This window comes from Telluria sp. ZB4P34 (assembly GCF_059686055.1).
Genome location: NZ_JCASIF010000001.1, coordinates 992,452 through 1,007,391 on the forward strand (window position 1 = coordinate 992,452; position 14,940 = coordinate 1,007,391).

Annotated in this window: 14 protein-coding genes; 10 read left to right on the top strand and 4 right to left on the bottom strand. The window is 66.4% G+C overall.

Annotation, left to right across the window (positions count from 1 at the left end; all coding sequences use genetic code 11):
* Window positions 1–5: 5 nt before the first annotated feature.
* The 4 genes from AC56KL_RS04400 to AC56KL_RS04415 all read left to right on the top strand — a co-directional run bounded on the left by AC56KL_RS04400 (window position 6) and on the right by AC56KL_RS04415 (window position 4,453).
* Window positions 6–767, top strand: coding sequence for an ABC transporter ATP-binding protein (locus tag AC56KL_RS04400; RefSeq protein ID WP_497178915.1), 762 nt, complete (start codon window positions 6–8; stop codon window positions 765–767).
* The gene (locus AC56KL_RS04405) at window positions 764–1,987 is read left to right on the top strand and encodes an ABC transporter permease (RefSeq protein WP_497178916.1); all 1,224 of its coding nucleotides are present in this window, start codon (window positions 764–766) and stop codon (window positions 1,985–1,987) included. Before AC56KL_RS04400 ends, AC56KL_RS04405 begins: the two co-directional genes overlap by 4 nt.
* 366 nt (window positions 1,988–2,353) lie before the next feature.
* Window positions 2,354–2,788 carry a response regulator gene (locus tag AC56KL_RS04410; protein ID WP_497178917.1) on the top strand — a complete coding sequence of 145 codons (435 nt, stop codon included), beginning with the start codon at window positions 2,354–2,356 and terminating at the stop codon, window positions 2,786–2,788.
* A 9-nt stretch (window positions 2,789–2,797) separates the two neighbouring features.
* On the top strand, window positions 2,798–4,453 hold the full coding sequence (locus tag AC56KL_RS04415; RefSeq protein WP_497178918.1) for a diguanylate cyclase domain-containing protein: 1,656 nt from the start codon (window positions 2,798–2,800) through the stop codon (window positions 4,451–4,453).
* Between the two features lie 54 nt (window positions 4,454–4,507).
* Here the strand turns inward: AC56KL_RS04415 and AC56KL_RS04420 are convergent, their stop codons facing one another.
* From AC56KL_RS04420 to edd, 3 genes are read right to left on the bottom strand one after another with little or no spacing between them, the layout of a single operon-like run.
* Window positions 4,508–5,053 carry a Rhs element Vgr protein gene (locus AC56KL_RS04420; RefSeq protein ID WP_497178919.1) on the bottom strand — a complete coding sequence of 182 codons (546 nt, stop codon included), beginning with the start codon at window positions 5,051–5,053 and terminating at the stop codon, window positions 4,508–4,510.
* Between the two features lie 7 nt (window positions 5,054–5,060).
* Window positions 5,061–5,684 (bottom strand): bifunctional 4-hydroxy-2-oxoglutarate aldolase/2-dehydro-3-deoxy-phosphogluconate aldolase, encoded by a 624-nt coding sequence (gene eda / locus AC56KL_RS04425; protein WP_497178920.1) that lies wholly within the window; start codon window positions 5,682–5,684, stop codon window positions 5,061–5,063.
* A gap of 8 nt (window positions 5,685–5,692) precedes the next feature.
* A complete protein-coding gene (gene edd / locus AC56KL_RS04430; RefSeq protein ID WP_497178921.1) occupies window positions 5,693–7,612 on the bottom strand; it encodes a phosphogluconate dehydratase in 1,920 nt (639 codons plus the stop codon).
* 328 nt (window positions 7,613–7,940) lie between these two features.
* Between edd and pgi the strand changes: the two genes are divergently transcribed.
* From pgi to tal, 6 genes are all read left to right on the top strand, one after another.
* Entirely contained in the window at window positions 7,941–9,584 is a 1,644-nt protein-coding gene (gene pgi, locus AC56KL_RS04435) for a glucose-6-phosphate isomerase (protein ID WP_497178922.1), read from the top strand.
* A 26-nt stretch (window positions 9,585–9,610) separates the two neighbouring features.
* A complete protein-coding gene (locus AC56KL_RS04440; RefSeq protein WP_497178923.1) occupies window positions 9,611–10,510 on the top strand; it encodes an SMP-30/gluconolactonase/LRE family protein in 900 nt (299 codons plus the stop codon).
* Window positions 10,511–10,770: 260 nt separating this feature from the next.
* Window positions 10,771–12,240, top strand: a complete 1,470-nt coding sequence (gene zwf / locus AC56KL_RS04445; protein ID WP_497178924.1) for a glucose-6-phosphate dehydrogenase — start codon at window positions 10,771–10,773, stop codon at window positions 12,238–12,240.
* An 11-nt stretch (window positions 12,241–12,251) separates the two neighbouring features.
* Window positions 12,252–13,106 (top strand): SIS domain-containing protein, encoded by an 855-nt coding sequence (locus AC56KL_RS04450; RefSeq protein ID WP_497178925.1) that lies wholly within the window; start codon window positions 12,252–12,254, stop codon window positions 13,104–13,106.
* A 103-nt stretch (window positions 13,107–13,209) separates the two neighbouring features.
* Complete coding sequence (locus tag AC56KL_RS04455; RefSeq protein WP_497178926.1) at window positions 13,210–13,710, top strand: GAF domain-containing protein; 501 nt, start codon at window positions 13,210–13,212, stop codon at window positions 13,708–13,710.
* 128 nt (window positions 13,711–13,838) lie between these two features.
* Window positions 13,839–14,771 (top strand): transaldolase, encoded by a 933-nt coding sequence (gene tal / locus AC56KL_RS04460; RefSeq protein WP_497178927.1) that lies wholly within the window; start codon window positions 13,839–13,841, stop codon window positions 14,769–14,771.
* Window positions 14,772–14,856: 85 nt separating this feature from the next.
* On the opposite strand, the gene AC56KL_RS04465 is transcribed toward tal, so the two are convergent.
* Window positions 14,857–14,940 (bottom strand): IS3 family transposase (locus AC56KL_RS04465; RefSeq protein ID WP_497178958.1); only part of this gene is annotated, 84 nt, incomplete at its 5' end.

The following is a 14,940-nucleotide window of genomic DNA, read 5'->3' on the forward strand; positions in this document are numbered from 1 at the left end:
CCGACGTGACTTCTTCATCGATTGATCAGTTGATCGACATCCGCGGCGTCACCAAGACCTACGTCAGCGGAAGCGTGGAGACCCGCGTGCTGCACGGCATCGACCTGGGCGTGGCGCGCGGCGACTTCGTCTCCATCATGGGCCAGTCCGGTTCCGGCAAGTCGACCCTGATGAACATCCTCGGCTGCCTGGACCAGGCGACCGGCGGCACCTACCTGCTGGATGGGGTCGACACGCTGTCGCTGACGCGCGCCCAGCTGGCCGACATCCGCAACCGCGCGATCGGCTTCGTGTTTCAGAGCTTCAACCTGATCAAGCGGATGAGCGTGGCCGAGAACGTCGCGCTGCCGCTGATCTATGCGGGAAGCAGCCGGGGCAAGGCGCATGCGCGCGCCCTGCAGGAACTCGAGCGCGTGGGCCTGGGCGGGCTGGCCAGGCGCACGCCCAGCCAGCTGTCGGGCGGCCAGCAGCAGCGCGTGGCCATCGCGCGGGCGCTTGCCACCGACCCGCCCCTGCTGCTGGCCGACGAACCGACCGGCAACCTCGACACGCAGACCAGCGACGACATCATGAACAGCTTCCGTGAGCTGAACAGGGAGCGCGGCATCACCATCGTGCTCGTCACCCACGAGCCGGACGTCGCCGCCTACAGCCGCCGGCTGGTGCGCCTGAAGGACGGCCGCGTGCTGTACGACGGCCCGTCCGCCGAGGGACTGGGCCAGCTGAACGCGGGCACACACCCGGCCAACGCGGAGGTGACGGCATGAACTTCATCCAGGTCCTGATCGAATCCTTCCGTTCGATGGCGGCCAACCGCCTGCGCACGGCACTGACCATGCTCGGCATCGTGATCGGCATCGCCTCGGTGGTGCTGCTGCTGGCCATCGGCGACAGCATGCAGCGCTTCATCGGCAAGGAACTGCAGCAGCTGGGCACGAACATGATCTACGTGTTCCCGGGCGGCGACCGGACCACCGAGCGGCGCGCGCGCGCCGGCGCGATCCAGTCGATCACCCTTGCCGATGCCGAGGCCCTGAACCGGCTCCCCAGCCTGGTCGGCGCGGCGCCTGCCCTGCAGGGCGGCTTCAAGCTCAGCGCCGGCAACGAGACCCTGAACAGCACGGTCCAGGGCATCACCCCGGCCATGTTCAGGATCCGCAACTGGAAACTCGAGGCGGGCACCATGTTCAGCGAAGCCGACATGCGGGCGTCGGCGCGCATGGTGGTGGTCGGGCAGAAGGTGGCGGACCAGTTCTTCTACAAGAGCGATCCGCTGGGCCGTTACATCCGCATCGAGAACGTCGCCTTCCAGGTGATCGGCGTGCTTGCCGGCGAAGGCAAGCAGATCGACGGCGGCAACATCGCGGAGATGGTGCTGGTGCCGGGAACGACGGCCAGTTCGAACCTGATCCGTACGCCGTTTCCCCAGAACGCCCACTACATCGCGGCGCAGGGCAAGCCGGGCATGTCGCTCGACGAGGCGGTGGAAGACATCAAGGACACCCTGCGCGTGCGCCACCGCATCCGTCCCGGCGACCCCGACGACTTCCGGGTGGAGAACGTGGCCTCGTTCGCGGAGACCGCCGAAACGATCAGCGCCGGCGTCGCCATGCTGCTCGGCCTGATCGGCGCGATCTCCCTGCTGGTCGGCGGCATCGGCATCATGAACATCATGCTGGTGTCGGTCACCGAGCGTACCCGCGAGATCGGCATCCGGATGGCGATCGGCGCGCGGCCGAGCGCGGTGCTGCTGCAATTCCTGGCCGAGTCGGTGGTGATCTGCGTGGCCGGCGGCCTGGTGGGCGTGGCAATCGCGGCGGCCGGCGCGGCGGCGATTACCTCGACCGGCAAGTTCGACGTGTACCTGACCCTGCAGGGCGTACTGGTCGCCTGCGGCTTCGCCACGGCGGTCGGCGTGTTCTTCGGATTCTATCCGGCGCGCCGGGCCTCGCGCCTGCTGCCGGTGGATTGCCTGCGCTACGAGTGAGGTACGAAGTGAAGTGCGCTGGCGCCGGGCCTGCGGCGCCGACATCCCCCCGATGTCGGCGATCCGGCTGTCCGTGCGCCAGCGTGGGCTGTCCAATCTGTCCCGCGTGACCCTGCGGCCACGATCAGATTCGTCGGGCCGCCCCACATCGTCAGCCTGGCCGAGAAGGGCATCCACGCCGAAAACTTGTCAAATGTCTTAAATTTGTATCTAGGTGGAAAGTTCCACCACCCAGGGGGGAAACGCTCGGCAAGGCGTCCCGACCGGCGCAAACGCTTTTAGAATCTCGGCAAATCCAGCCTTTCTCAACACGTTTGCAAGCCGCGTCCATCAGGACGGCTCGCCAGTACCCTCCAGGACTTCACCGTGCACAACCACCCAGGCCCGACCACCGGGGCTTCCGCAAGCGCCATGCCCGAACGGCGCCGGCTCCTGATCGTCGACGACAACGCGGCCGCCGCCACGATGCTGTCCATGGCCCTGCGGCACTACGGGCACCATATCGAGACCGCGCACAGCGGGACCGATGCCCTGGCGGCGGCGGTCCGCTTCGTACCGGACCTGGTCTTCCTCGACCTCGGCATGCCGCGCATGAACGGCTTCGAAGTGGCGCGCCGCCTGCGCGGCCTGCCCAGCCTGGCGCGCACCCGCATCGTCGCAGTCACCAGCCGCACCGATGCGGCATGCCGCGCCGCCGCCGAAGCGGCGGGATTCGACGCCTACCTGACCAAACCGCCCCTGCTGGCCGACATCTTCGCCGTGCTCGCGCCGGCAGAAACGGCCGGGACGGACGGCGCCTGAGGGATCGGAATGCTTCCCCGGACACTCAAAGGCAGGCTTGCCGCCGCCGTGACGGCGCTGGTGGCCGCCGCCTGCGTGCTGGCCACCGCCCTCTCGCTCGACGTCGCCTATCGGGAGATGAAGGAATCGACGGGGCGGCAGCAATATGCGCTGCTCACCAGCGTGGCCGCCCAGCTTGCCTCGGAACTGGACGCCAGGCGCGCACTCCTGCGCATGCTGGCCGAGGAAATCGCGCAGCAAGAGGCCGGGGGCGGGTCGGTCCAGGACACCCTGGCCCGCCATCCCGGCCTGCGCCAGGCCTTCGCCGACCTGGTGGTCATCGATACGGCCGGCCGTATCGCCGGCCTGCACCAGCCCGGCTACTTCGTTCGCACGCAGCAGGCGGACAAGCGCTGCCTGCGGGAGACGCTGCGCGCACGCTCGGCCTTGATGCTGGAGCCGCCGGCCGGCCAGGCCGGCGCCGATGCGGCCGTGCTGCTGACCCAGCCGGTGGTCGACGCCGGCGGCCGCACCGCCTTCGTGCTCTGCGGCGCCACCAGGCTGGAGGACTCCTCCCTGTTCGGCCAGGCCGCGCGCCTGCGCCCCGGCGCTACCGGCTACCTGTTCGCCCTGACCCGCAGCGGCGCCATCCTGTACCACCCGGACCATGGACGCCGCGCCGGCGCCAGGGGCACGGATGGTGTGAAGGGGTCGCAGCCGTCGATGGCGGATGCCGCCATGGACGGCTGGGACGGCTGGACCTTCGGCGCCGACGCCGTGGGCACGCCGGCCCTGCTCACCTATAAACAGGTCGGCGTCGCCGGCTGGGTCCTCGGTTCCGCCTTCCCCGCCGACGACGCCTTTGCCGGCATCCATCGGGCCCGCAGCCACGCCTGGTTCTGGAGCGCCGTTCTTGCCCTGTGCGCCGGGGCGGCCGGCTGGTCGGCCATGGTGCTGCTGCTGCGCCCCATGCGCGAACTGCGCCGCCATGTCCAGGCCGTCGAGCGCGAAGAGGCCGACATCAAGGTGCTCGATCTCGAGCGGCACGATGAAATCGGCGCGCTCGGGCGCGCTTTCCACGCGCTGTCGGTCAAGCGCCAGATCACCGAGCAGCAGTTGAAGGAACTCAGCCTCACCGACGTGCTCACCGGCCTCGGCAACCGGCGCCAGTTCGACCACGAAGTCGGCCTGCTGACCGAACAGGCCTGCCGCTACCGCTTCGGCCTGTCGGTCGCCTTCCTCGACATCGACTACTTCAAGTCGATCAACGACACCTATGGCCATGCGGCCGGCGACGCCGTGCTGAAGGAATTCGCGCGCCGCCTGCGCACCGTGATCAGGCCGACCGACCGCTGCTACCGGCTGGCGGGCGACGAGTTCGTGATCGTCTCGGAACGCCTGGAAACTGCCGAGAATGCCCGCCGCTTCGCGGCCAAGATCCTGCGCGCGATCCGCCGGCCCTTCGAGGCCGGCGGCGCGGAGCTGACCGTCACCACCAGCATCGGCATCGCCGTCGCCCGCTTCCCGGTGCCGGCGGTCGGCGAACTGCTGCAGCACGCCGACGCGGCCCTGTACCGTACCAAGCGCACGGGCCGCGACGGCTATACGGTCAAGGAAGTGGGAGCGCCTGCCGCCATGTCCGCGGCGCGAGCTGCGCTGCGTCCCGGCCTGGCGGCGGAACACTGAGGACGGCGGCGCCAAAGACGATCAGCCGGGTGCGCCGCTGCGTTCGAGTGGGCACTAGGTGCGCGCCGCCAGCCAGCGTGCCGGGCCGCGGTGCAGGTTGCCCCGGTCAGCGGGATCGGCCAGGAAGTCCGCCAGCACCTGCTCGTACAGCGCCAGGCTGCCGCGATAGCGCTCCTGGCGCATGGCGCCGGGCTTGCGCAGGTATTTCAGCACGAAGTAGTCGGCCAGCAGGTCGCCCTGCGCCTCCATGTTGTAGTCGGAGAGAACCGCCCCTTCGCGCAGCGTGTAGGCATAGGAAAGGCCGATGCGCACGGCGCCGCGCAGCCGCACCGGGTAGCCCAGCTGGTGCTGCCATACGTGCACCATCTCGTGCATGAACCAGTGGATGGCGCCGGGATCGCCGCGGGTGTAATCGGGAAGGAAACAGGAACGGTGGAAGTACATGCTGCCGTTCGGCGTCATGCAGCAGTTCTTCGGCTGGAAGGGCATGTAGCGCCGGCCGTGGATACGGACGCGGCTGTAGTCGATGGCGTCGCGGAACAGCAGCGACGCCATCGCGATCTCGTTCCCGGTCAGGGGCCGGGAACGAGGCCGTTTCATGAAGACGTCAGGCGGCACGCAGCGCAGCCGCCGCCTTTGCCAGTTCGGTGATCTGGTCCCACTGGCCGGCGAGCATCAGGTCCTTCGGCGTCAGCCACGAGCCGCCCACGCAGGCCACGTTCTTGCAGGCCAGGAACTTGGGCGCCGTCTCGATCGAGATGCCGCCGGTCGGGCAGAAGGTCACATCCGGCAGCGGGCCGCCGATCGCGTTGAGCATGCCCACGCCGCCCGCCGGCACCGCCGGAAACAGTTTCAGCTGCTTGAAGCCCTGCTCGCGCGCGGCCATCACTTCGGACGGGGTCATCACGCCCGGCAGCAGCGGCAGGCCGCTCTTGCGCGCGGCCTCGATCAGCGACGGGGTCAGGCCCGGCGACACGCCGAACACGGCGCCCGCATCGCGCGCGGCCGCGAATTCGTGCGGCTGGGTCAGGGTGCCCACGCCGACGATGGCGCCTTCGACCTCGCTCATGGCGCGGATCGCATCGAGGCCGTGCTCGGTGCGCAGCGTCACTTCGAGCACGCGGATGCCGCCCGCCACCAGGGCCTTCGCCAGCGGCACGGCATGCGCCGGGTCGTCGATGGCGATGACCGGGATGACGCTCGCCGAGCGCATGATGTCAAGTAAGCTCATTTGTGCCATTATTTCTGCGTCCTAAAGAGATAGTCTTCGTCGGAACCGGGCTGGACTTCATCGGTCTGGATGCCGTCGTGCAGCGGTACGGTGGTTTCAATCGGCGACGGCAAAGGGAAGGTGGCCGCCCCCTCCTCCGCCGGGCTGGAATGGGTGCGGAACATGGCGAACAGCTCGCGGCCCATGCCGATGTGGCTCTTCGACAGGTCGGCGCTGGCCATGCGGCGCGAGGCCCAGACCGTGTTGGTCACCAGCGCTTCCAGGGTGCCGGTGATGGCGTCGACACGGATGATGTCGCCGTCGCGCACCAGGCCGAGCGGGCCGCCGGCCAGGATCTCGGGCGACACGTGGATCGCTGCCGGCACCTTGCCGGAAGCGCCCGACATGCGGCCGTCGGTCACCATCGCCACCTTGAAGCCGGCGTCCTGCAGGTTCGCCAGCGCCGGGGTCAGCGCGTGCAGTTCCGGCATGCCGTTGGCGCGCGGGCCCTGGAAGCGGATCACGGCCACGAAGTCGCGGTTCAGGAGGCCGTCCTTGTAGCGCTGCATGAAGTCTTCCTGCGAATCGAAGGTGATGGCCGGGGCTTCGATCGCGTGGTACTCGGGCTTGACGGCAGAGATCTTCATCACGGCGCGGCCCAGGTTGCCCTGCACCAGGACCATGCCGCCGTTGTTGACGAACGGGTTGCTGGCTGGGCGCAGCACCGCTTCGTCGCCGCTCTTCCCGGGCGCATCCTTCCACACCACCTTGCCGTCTTCGCCGAGGAAGGGCTCCTTGCAGTGCGCGCGCAGGCCGCGGCCGAGGATGGTGTTGACGTCTTCGTGCGCCAGGCCGGCGTCGAGCAGCTCGCGGATCACGAAGCCCGGGCCGCCGGCGGCCTGGAAGTGGTTCACGTCGGCTTCGCCGTTCGGGTAGATCCTGGTGATCGAGGGGACGACTTTCGACAGTTCGTCGAAGTCGTTCCAGTCGACGACGATGCCGGCCGCGCGGGCGATGGCGATCAGGTGCAGGGTATGGTTGGTCGAGCCGCCGGTCGCGTGCAGCGCGACGATGGCGTTGACGATGCTCTTCTCGTCGACGATCTGCCCGATCGGCATGTAGTTGCTGCCCTGCTGGGAGATCGCGACCGCCTGCTGCGCCGCGGCGCGGGTCAAGGCGTCGCGCAGCGGCGTGCCGGGCGTGATGAAGGCGGCGCCCGGCATGTGCAGGCCCATCATCTCCATCAGCATCTGGTTGCTGTTGGCAGTGCCGTAGAAGGTGCAGGTGCCGGCGCCGTGGTAGGACGCCGACTCGCCTTCCAGCAGTTCATCGCGGGTGGCCTCGCCCTTGGCGTAGCGCTGGCGGATCGCCGCCTTTTCCTTGTTCGAGATACCGGTGGTCATGGGGCCGCCCGGCACGAAGATGCCCGGAATGTGGCCGAAGTGCAGCGCGCCGATCAGGAGGCCCGGCACGATCTTGTCGCAGATGCCCAGGTACAGGGCCGAGTCGAACATGTTGTGCGACATCGCCACCGCCGTCGCCATGGCGATGGCATCGCGCGAGAATAGCGACAGCTCCATGCCCGGCTGGCCCTGGGTGACGCCGTCGCACATGGCCGGCACGCCGCCGGCGAACTGGGCCACGGCGTCGACCTCGCGCACGGCTTCCTTGATCAGCTGCGGGTAGGTTTCGAAGGGCTGGTGCGCCGACAGCATGTCGTTATAGGACGAGACGATCGCCACCGACGGCTTCTTGTACTCTTTCAGCTTGAGCTTGTCGTTGGCCGGGAAGGCCGCGAAGCCGTGCGCGAGGTTCGTGCACGACAGCGAGCCGCGCTGCACGCCCTGGACGCGGGCCGCCTCCATATGCGCAAGGTAAGCCGCGCGCGATGGACGGCTTCGCTTGATGATCCGGTTCGTTACCTGTTCGACTACGGGGTGCAGCGCCATGATCGTTCCTTCTTGAATTTGGTAGCTGAAATTTTACTACAGAATTTGGAGGGGTGCACCCGATGGGGCTTGGCCGGCCAGAGCTCGCCGGCGACCTGGCCGATGAGGCGTGCGCTTTCGTAGGGTGGTCGGGTCTCCCGACCGCGCGTTCAAACCTCGATTGCATGTTATCAGCGCATCATCAATTCCCACGCTGGCTGAACGCGCGGTCGGCAAAGCCGACCACCCTACGACAAACTGGCAAGCTTTTATGTAGTGATTTTACGCGCGCTTCCTGTATTATTCGATAATCTGCAATTGACAACATTGTGCCATTAATATCGACCCCATGCGCCAGCCGACCTTGACCAGCACCGCCAGCTTCCAGGCCCTCGAAAACCACGCCCAGCTTGCCGAAGACTGGCGGATGCGCGACCTGTTCGCCGCCGATCCGCAGCGCTTCGAGCGCTTCTCCCTCGAGGCGGCAGGGCTATTCCTAGACTATTCAAAAAATCGCCTCGACGGGCGCACGCTTGAACTGCTGGCGGCGCTGGCGCGCGAGCGCGGCGTCGAGCAGCAGCGCGACGCCATGTTCGCGGGCGAACGCATCAACAGCACCGAAAACCGCGCCGTCCTGCACACCGCCCTGCGCGCCCCGCGCGGCAGCAAGCTCGTGGTCGACGGTCAGGACGTGAATGCCGACGTGCACGCGGTGCTCGACCGTATCCGCAGCTTCACCGACGCCGTGCGCAGCGGCGAATGGCTGGGCCATACCGGCAAGCCGATCACCGACGTCGTCAACATCGGCATCGGCGGCTCGGACCTGGGCCCGAAGATGGTGGTGCTGGCGCTGCGCCACTACGCCCACCCGCGCCTGAAGCTGCACTTCGTGTCGAACGTGGACGGCCACGACATGGACGCGGCCCTGTCGCTGGTCAACCCGGAAACGACCCTGTTCATCGTCGCGTCGAAAACCTTCACCACAGCCGAGACCATGATGAACGCGCAGACCGCGCGCCGCTGGTTCCTCGGGCATGCGCCTGAAGAAGCGTTGGCGAAGCACTTCGTCGCTGTCTCGACGAATACCGAGGCCATCAAGACCTTCGGCATCGACCCGGCCAACATGTTCCCCTTCTGGGACTGGGTCGGCGGACGCTACTCCGTGTGGTCGGCGATCGGCCTGTCGGTCGCGCTGGCGGTGGGCTTCGGTTATTTCTCCGACTTCCTGGCCGGCGCCCATGAGATGGACGAGCATTTCCGCACGGCGCCGGTGGAACAGAACATGCCGGTGCTGCTGGCCCTGGTGGGTTTTTGGAACCGCGAGTTCCTCGATGCCCACTCGGTCACGATCGCGCCCTACCACCAGGACCTGAACCGCTTCCCGGCCTACCTGCAGCAGCTCGACATGGAGAGCAACGGCAAGTGCGTCACGCGCGACGGCGACCCGGTCGACACCGCGACCTGCCCGGCCATCTGGGGCGAACCCGGCACCAACGGCCAGCACGCCTACTTCCAGCTGCTGCACCAGGGCACCGACCTGACCCCGATCGACTTCATCGCCGCCTTGCGTCCGGCCCACGAGATGGAGCAGCACCACACGGCCCTGCTGGCCAACTGCTTCGCCCAGTCGGAAGCCTTCATGACGGGCAAGACCATCATTGAAGTGCGCGCCGACCTGCAGGACCAGGGCCTGGCGTCTGAGGAAGTCGAGCGCCTGGCGCCGCACAAGACCTTCCCGGGCAACCGGCCGAGCAACACCATCCTGATGGAACGCCTGACCCCGTCCACCCTGGGCGCCCTGATCGCGCTGTATGAGCACAAGACCTTCGTGCAGGGTGTGATCTGGAACGTCAACAGCTTCGACCAGTGGGGCGTTGAACTGGGCAAGGTGCTGGCCAAGAAGATCGAAGCCGAGCTGGCGGGCGAGGTCCAGCCGGCCAAGCACGACAGCTCCACCAACGGCCTGATCGCCCGCGCCAAGGCCGCAATCTGAACCTGAACCCCAACCTTTCAGCTCACATGGCAAGCGATAAATTCGAAGTGGTGCACGAGGCGCCGATGCTCGTCGGCGAAGCAGCAACCTGGCACGAGGTCGAGTCGGCCCTGTACTGGGTGGACATCAATGGCCTCACGGTCAATCGCGTCCATCCGGCCAGCGGCAAGTATTCGTACTGGAAGATGGGCGCCGAGCCCTCGGCGCTCGCCGTCGACGGCGACAACAACCTGGTAGTCGCGACGCGGACCAGCCTGGTCTGCCTGAACACGACCAGCGGCAAGGAAACCCCGGTCGCGGACGCGCCCTACGACACGGCGATCGTGCGCTTCAACGACGGCCGCGTGGACCCGGCCGGCCGCTTCTGGATCGGCACCATGTACGAACCGCGCGACAAGCCGGCCGCCGAGATGTACGTGCTCGAGCACGGCCAGCTGCGCCGCGCCTGGGCAGGGGGCATGACCAATTCGAACGGCCTGGCCTGGAGCCTGGACGGACACACCATGTTCCATGCCGACACCACGACACACCGGGTCGACTGCTACGACTACGACCCGGCCACCGGCATGCACACGAACGGGCGCACCATCAAGACCTTCCCGAGCGATAAGTCGGCGGCGGACTACGGCGGCCGCCCGGACGGCGCCACCATCGACAGCGAAGGGGCCTATTGGGTCGCGATGTTCGAGGGCGGCCGTGTGCTGCGCATGTCGCCCGAAGGCGAGATCCTGCGCGAGATCGCCCTGCCGGTGCGCTGCCCCACCTCGGTGGCCTTCGGCGGTTCGGACCTGCGCACCCTCTACATCACCAGCGCCAGCCATGGGCGTTCGGCCGAAGAGCTGGCGAAATATCCGCTCAGCGGCAAAGTGCTGTCGATCCGGGTCGACGTGGCCGGGCGCGAAGAGCCGGAATACCTTCACCGCTGACCTGTAGGGGTGGTTCAGTCCAGTGGACTGAACCACGCTCCGCCGACCGCGCGTTCAACTCCCATATGAACCGATACGAAGATGACCGCATCGATGTATCGGTCGACACATCGTTTCTTTATAGCCCGCACTGTTTGAACGCGCGGTCGGCCAAGCCGACCACCCTACGCAATACAGCGATTCCGTAGTAGATTTTCTTGCGAACCCCGCAATTTGTGTAGTAAATTTACACAATACGCTTTCACCTCTCCCTAGATACCATGGCCCTTTCCGATTTCGACCTCGTTTTCTTTGGCGGCAGCGGCGACCTTGCAATGCGCAAGCTGCTTCCCGCCATGTACGCGCGTGACGTCTGCGACGACCTGCCCGCCACGGCCCGCATCATCTGCGTGGGCCGCGACGACTCCACGCAGGAAGACTTCATCGCGTTCATCGAGAAGAACTCGAAACCGCACATCAAGGAGACGCCGGCGCCGGACACCTGGGCCCGCTTCCTGAAGCGCATCGTCTATGTCTCGCTGAACGCCACCGACGTGGGTACCTTCGGCCCGCTGGTCGAGGCGCTGCGCAAGGACGAGTCGCTGACCCGCGTCTACTACCTGGCCACCCCGCCCCACCTGTTCGCCACTATCTGCGACAACCTGGCCGCAACCGGGCTGGCCACGCCGAACTCGCGCGTGGTGCTCGAAAAGCCGCTGGGGCGCGACCTGGCCTCGGCCAGGCAAATCAACCTGGACGTCGGCAAGGTGTTCAGCGAATCGCAGATCTACCGGATCGACCACTACCTGGGCAAGGAAACGGTGCAGAACCTGCTGGCCCTGCGCTTCGGGAACATCCTGTTCGAGCCGCTGTGGCGCCGCGAATGGATCTCGGACGTGCAGATCACCATCGCCGAGAAGATCGGCGTGGGCAACCGCCTCGGCTACTACGACACCTCGGGCGCGCTGCGCGACATGCTGCAGAACCACCTGCTGCAGCTGCTGTGCATCGTGGCGATGGAGCCGCCCACCTCGATCGCGCCGGACGCCGTGCGCGACGCCAAGCTGCAGGTCCTGCGTTCGCTGAAACGCTTCACGCCGACCACGCTGTCGCAGAACATCGTGCGCGGCCAGTACCGCTCCGGCCACATCGACGGCCAGGCAGTGCCCGGCTATCGCGACGAGCCGGGCGCACCGAAAGGTTCCAGGACCGAGACCTTCGTGGCCATGAAGGCCGAGATCGATACCTGGCGCTGGGCAGGCGTGCCCTTCTACCTGCGCACCGGCAAGCGCATGGCCGACCGCCTGGCCGAGATCGTGGTGCGCTTCAAGCAGATTCCGCATTCGATCTTCAACCAGCCGAATTCGAGCTTCCAGCCGAACAGCCTGGTGATCCGCCTGCAGCCGGACGAAGGCCTGTCGATGAACCTGATGGCCAAGACCCCGGGCGACTCGATGCGCCTGAAGCAGGCCGAGCTCGAACTCGACTTCCGCGAACAGTTCACCAGCCCGCGCATGGAAGCCTACGAGCGCCTGCTGGTCGACGTGCTGCGCGGCCAGCTGACCCTGTTCATGCGCGGCGACGAGCTGGAAGCGGCCTGGGAATGGGTCGAGCCGATCCTGGCGCACTGGGAACAGGACGACAGCGCGCCCGTACCCTACACCTCCGGTACCTGGGGTCCGGCCGCGTCGAGTGCGCTGATCGGGCGCGACGGACTGCAGTGGCGCGAAGAAGTGCTGCCTGAAGACTGAGGGCGCCCATCATGCTGCTCGATTCCATCCGCACCCAGCTCGATTCGCTGTCGAAATCGGAACGCAAGGTAGCGCTCGCCGTGCTGGCCGCGCCATCCGTCACGGTGAGCCAGAACATCACGGCGCTGGCCAAGAGCGCGCAGGTGTCGGAGCCGACCGTGGTGCGCTTTTGCCGCACGCTCGGCTACGACGGATGGCACGAGTTCAAGCTCAAGCTGGCCCAGGGCCTGGCGCTGGCGCTGCCGGGCGCGAACGAGCAGCCGGCGCCGGACGACCTGGCGTCGGACCTGGTGAACAAGATCTGCAGCCGCTCGATCAATACCCTGCTCGACCTGCGCAACAACCTCAAGCCGGAGCTGATCCAGAAGGCCCTCGACATCCTGTCGCGCGCCAACAAGATCGAATTCTACGGCCAGGGCTCGTCGGGCTTCGTGGCGTCGGACGCGCAGCACAAGTTCTTCCGCTCGGGGGTGCCGACGGTGGCCTATACCGACCCGGCGATCCACTCGATCGCTGCGGCGCTGCTGCGCCAGGGCGACGCGGTGGTGGCGATTTCGCAGCGCGGCAACAATCCCGCCCTGACCCGCTCGGCCAAGCTGGCGCGGCGCGGCGGGGCCGACGTGATCGTGCTGGCGCCGTCCGGCACGCCCCTGGCGGAGATCGCGACCCTGTTCATCCCGATCGACCTGGTGTTCGCGATCGACCCGTACACGCCGATCTCGGCGCGCCTGGCCTACCTGGTCGTGATCGACGTGCTGGCAGTGGGCCTGGCGCTGCAGCGCGGGCCGGAGTTCCGCAAGAAGATGCAGAATGCGCAGAAGGCGCTGCAGGAGTTCGACATGCAGTTCGATTCGTTCATCGGCTGACGCGTCGCCCATCAGGCTGCCCGGTTTCGCCACGCCGCCCGAAACGCACCATGGCCACCACAAGTGTAAAATACCCGGTTTCCATAGCACTCCGGGTCACGCCATGCACATCAATCCCGAACGCAGCTCCCGTCCCGACTACGCCCTGCTGGAGCGCCAGGTCGAGAGCGTCCTTGAAGGCGAACGCAGCCTGATGACGAACGCGGCGCAGTTCTCCGCGCTCGTCTACGACACCCTGGCCGACCTGAACTGGGCCGGCTTCTATTTCACGGTTCCCGCGCGCAAGGGTGAGGGCCAGGACCTGCTGGTCGGCCCCTTCCAGGGCAAGCCGGCCTGCGCCCGCATTCCGTTCGGGCGCGGCGTCTGCGGTACGGTCGCCGTCGAGCGCAAGACCATTGTCGTGCCGGACGTGCACGCCTTCCCGGGTCACATCGCCTGCGATTCGGCGTCGAATTCGGAAATCGTGATTCCGCTCATCAAGGACGGCGACGTGGTCGGCGTGTTCGATATCGACAGCCCGCTGCCGGACCGTTTCTCCGAAGAAGACCGTGAAGGGCTGGAGCGCATGCTCACCGCTTTCATGGACGGCACCGACTTTTCGTAATCCGGTGGGTGGGCATTTCCTTGCCCACGCGTCCAAAGCTTCGTGCTCGGCCGCGCAAAAGCTCGTTGAACGCGCGGGCGGGAGACCCGCCCACCCTACCAAACCACCTCCACCCAGGATTTTCCGCCATGAACCAACTCGAACAACTCAAGCAGTACACCACCGTGGTCGCCGACACCGGCGACTTCCAGTCGATCAAGGCCTACGCCCCGCAGGATGCGACCACCAACCCGTCCCTGATCCTGAAGGCTGTGCAAAAGCCGGAATACCGTCCGCTGTTGGAAAAAGCCGTCGCCGACGCCAATGGCGCCTCGATCGACGCCATCGTCGACAGCCTGCTGATCGCCTTCGGCGTCGAAATCCTGAAGTACGTGCCGGGCCGCGTCTCGACCGAGATCGATGCCGCCCTTTCTTTTGATACCGAAGCCACCGTCGCCAAGGGCCGCGAACTGATCGCCCTGTACGAAAAGGCCGGCGTGTCGCGCGAGCGCGTGCTGATCAAGATCGCCTCGACCTGGGAAGGCATCCGCGCCGCCGAGATCCTGGAAAAGGACGGCATCCACTGCAACCTGACCCTGCTATTCTCGCTGTGCCAGGCGGTGGCCTGCGCCGAAGCCGGCGTCAAGCTCATTTCCCCGTTCGTGGGCCGCATCTACGACTGGTACAAGAAGTCGACCGGTCTTGAGTACCAGGGTGCGGACGACCCGGGCGTGCAGTCGGTCAAGCGCATCTACCAGTACTACCGCAAGTTCGGCTACCAGACCGAAGTCATGGGCGCGAGCTTCCGCAACACCTCGCAGATCCTGGAACTGGCGGGCTGCGACCTGCTCACCATCTCGCCGGACCTGCTGCAGAAGCTGGCCGATAGCGATGCGGCGGTGGAGCGCAAGCTGGTGGCGGACGCCAATGCAGACATCGAGAAGATCGCGATTGACGAAAAGAGCTTCCGCTTCATGCTGAACGAAGACGCGATGGGCACCGAGAAGCTGGCCGAAGGCATCCGCGCCTTCGTGGCCGATTCGATCAAGCTGAAGAAGATGATTGAAGAGCTGATGAAGTAATAAAGAAACCCGCCGAAAGGCGGGTTTCTTTGTTGTAGGGTGGTCGGCGAAGTGAACTGACCCCAAATTGTTGGACGTTAAGTCGTTAAGCGCCCATGGCCTGGGTCCTGTACTGTACAGGGCTTTGGCCTTTTAGTTTAAGTTTGATGCGGTCGTTATTGTAATACCT

Coding starts and splice junctions, on each gene's coding strand:
- AC56KL_RS04405 (WP_497178916.1), top strand. CDS start 764: ATGAACTTCATCCAGGTCCTGATCGAATCCTTCCGTTCGATGGCGGCC.
- AC56KL_RS04415 (WP_497178918.1), top strand. CDS start 2,798: ATGCTTCCCCGGACACTCAAAGGCAGGCTTGCCGCCGCCGTGACGGCG.
- AC56KL_RS04420 (WP_497178919.1), bottom strand. CDS start 5,053: ATGAAACGGCCTCGTTCCCGGCCCCTGACCGGGAACGAGATCGCGATG.
- eda (WP_497178920.1), bottom strand. CDS start 5,684: ATGAGCTTACTTGACATCATGCGCTCGGCGAGCGTCATCCCGGTCATC.
- edd (WP_497178921.1), bottom strand. CDS start 7,612: ATGGCGCTGCACCCCGTAGTCGAACAGGTAACGAACCGGATCATCAAG.
- pgi (WP_497178922.1), top strand. CDS start 7,941: ATGCGCCAGCCGACCTTGACCAGCACCGCCAGCTTCCAGGCCCTCGAA.
- AC56KL_RS04440 (WP_497178923.1), top strand. CDS start 9,611: ATGGCAAGCGATAAATTCGAAGTGGTGCACGAGGCGCCGATGCTCGTC.
- zwf (WP_497178924.1), top strand. CDS start 10,771: ATGGCCCTTTCCGATTTCGACCTCGTTTTCTTTGGCGGCAGCGGCGAC.
- AC56KL_RS04450 (WP_497178925.1), top strand. CDS start 12,252: ATGCTGCTCGATTCCATCCGCACCCAGCTCGATTCGCTGTCGAAATCG.
- AC56KL_RS04455 (WP_497178926.1), top strand. CDS start 13,210: ATGCACATCAATCCCGAACGCAGCTCCCGTCCCGACTACGCCCTGCTG.
- tal (WP_497178927.1), top strand. CDS start 13,839: ATGAACCAACTCGAACAACTCAAGCAGTACACCACCGTGGTCGCCGAC.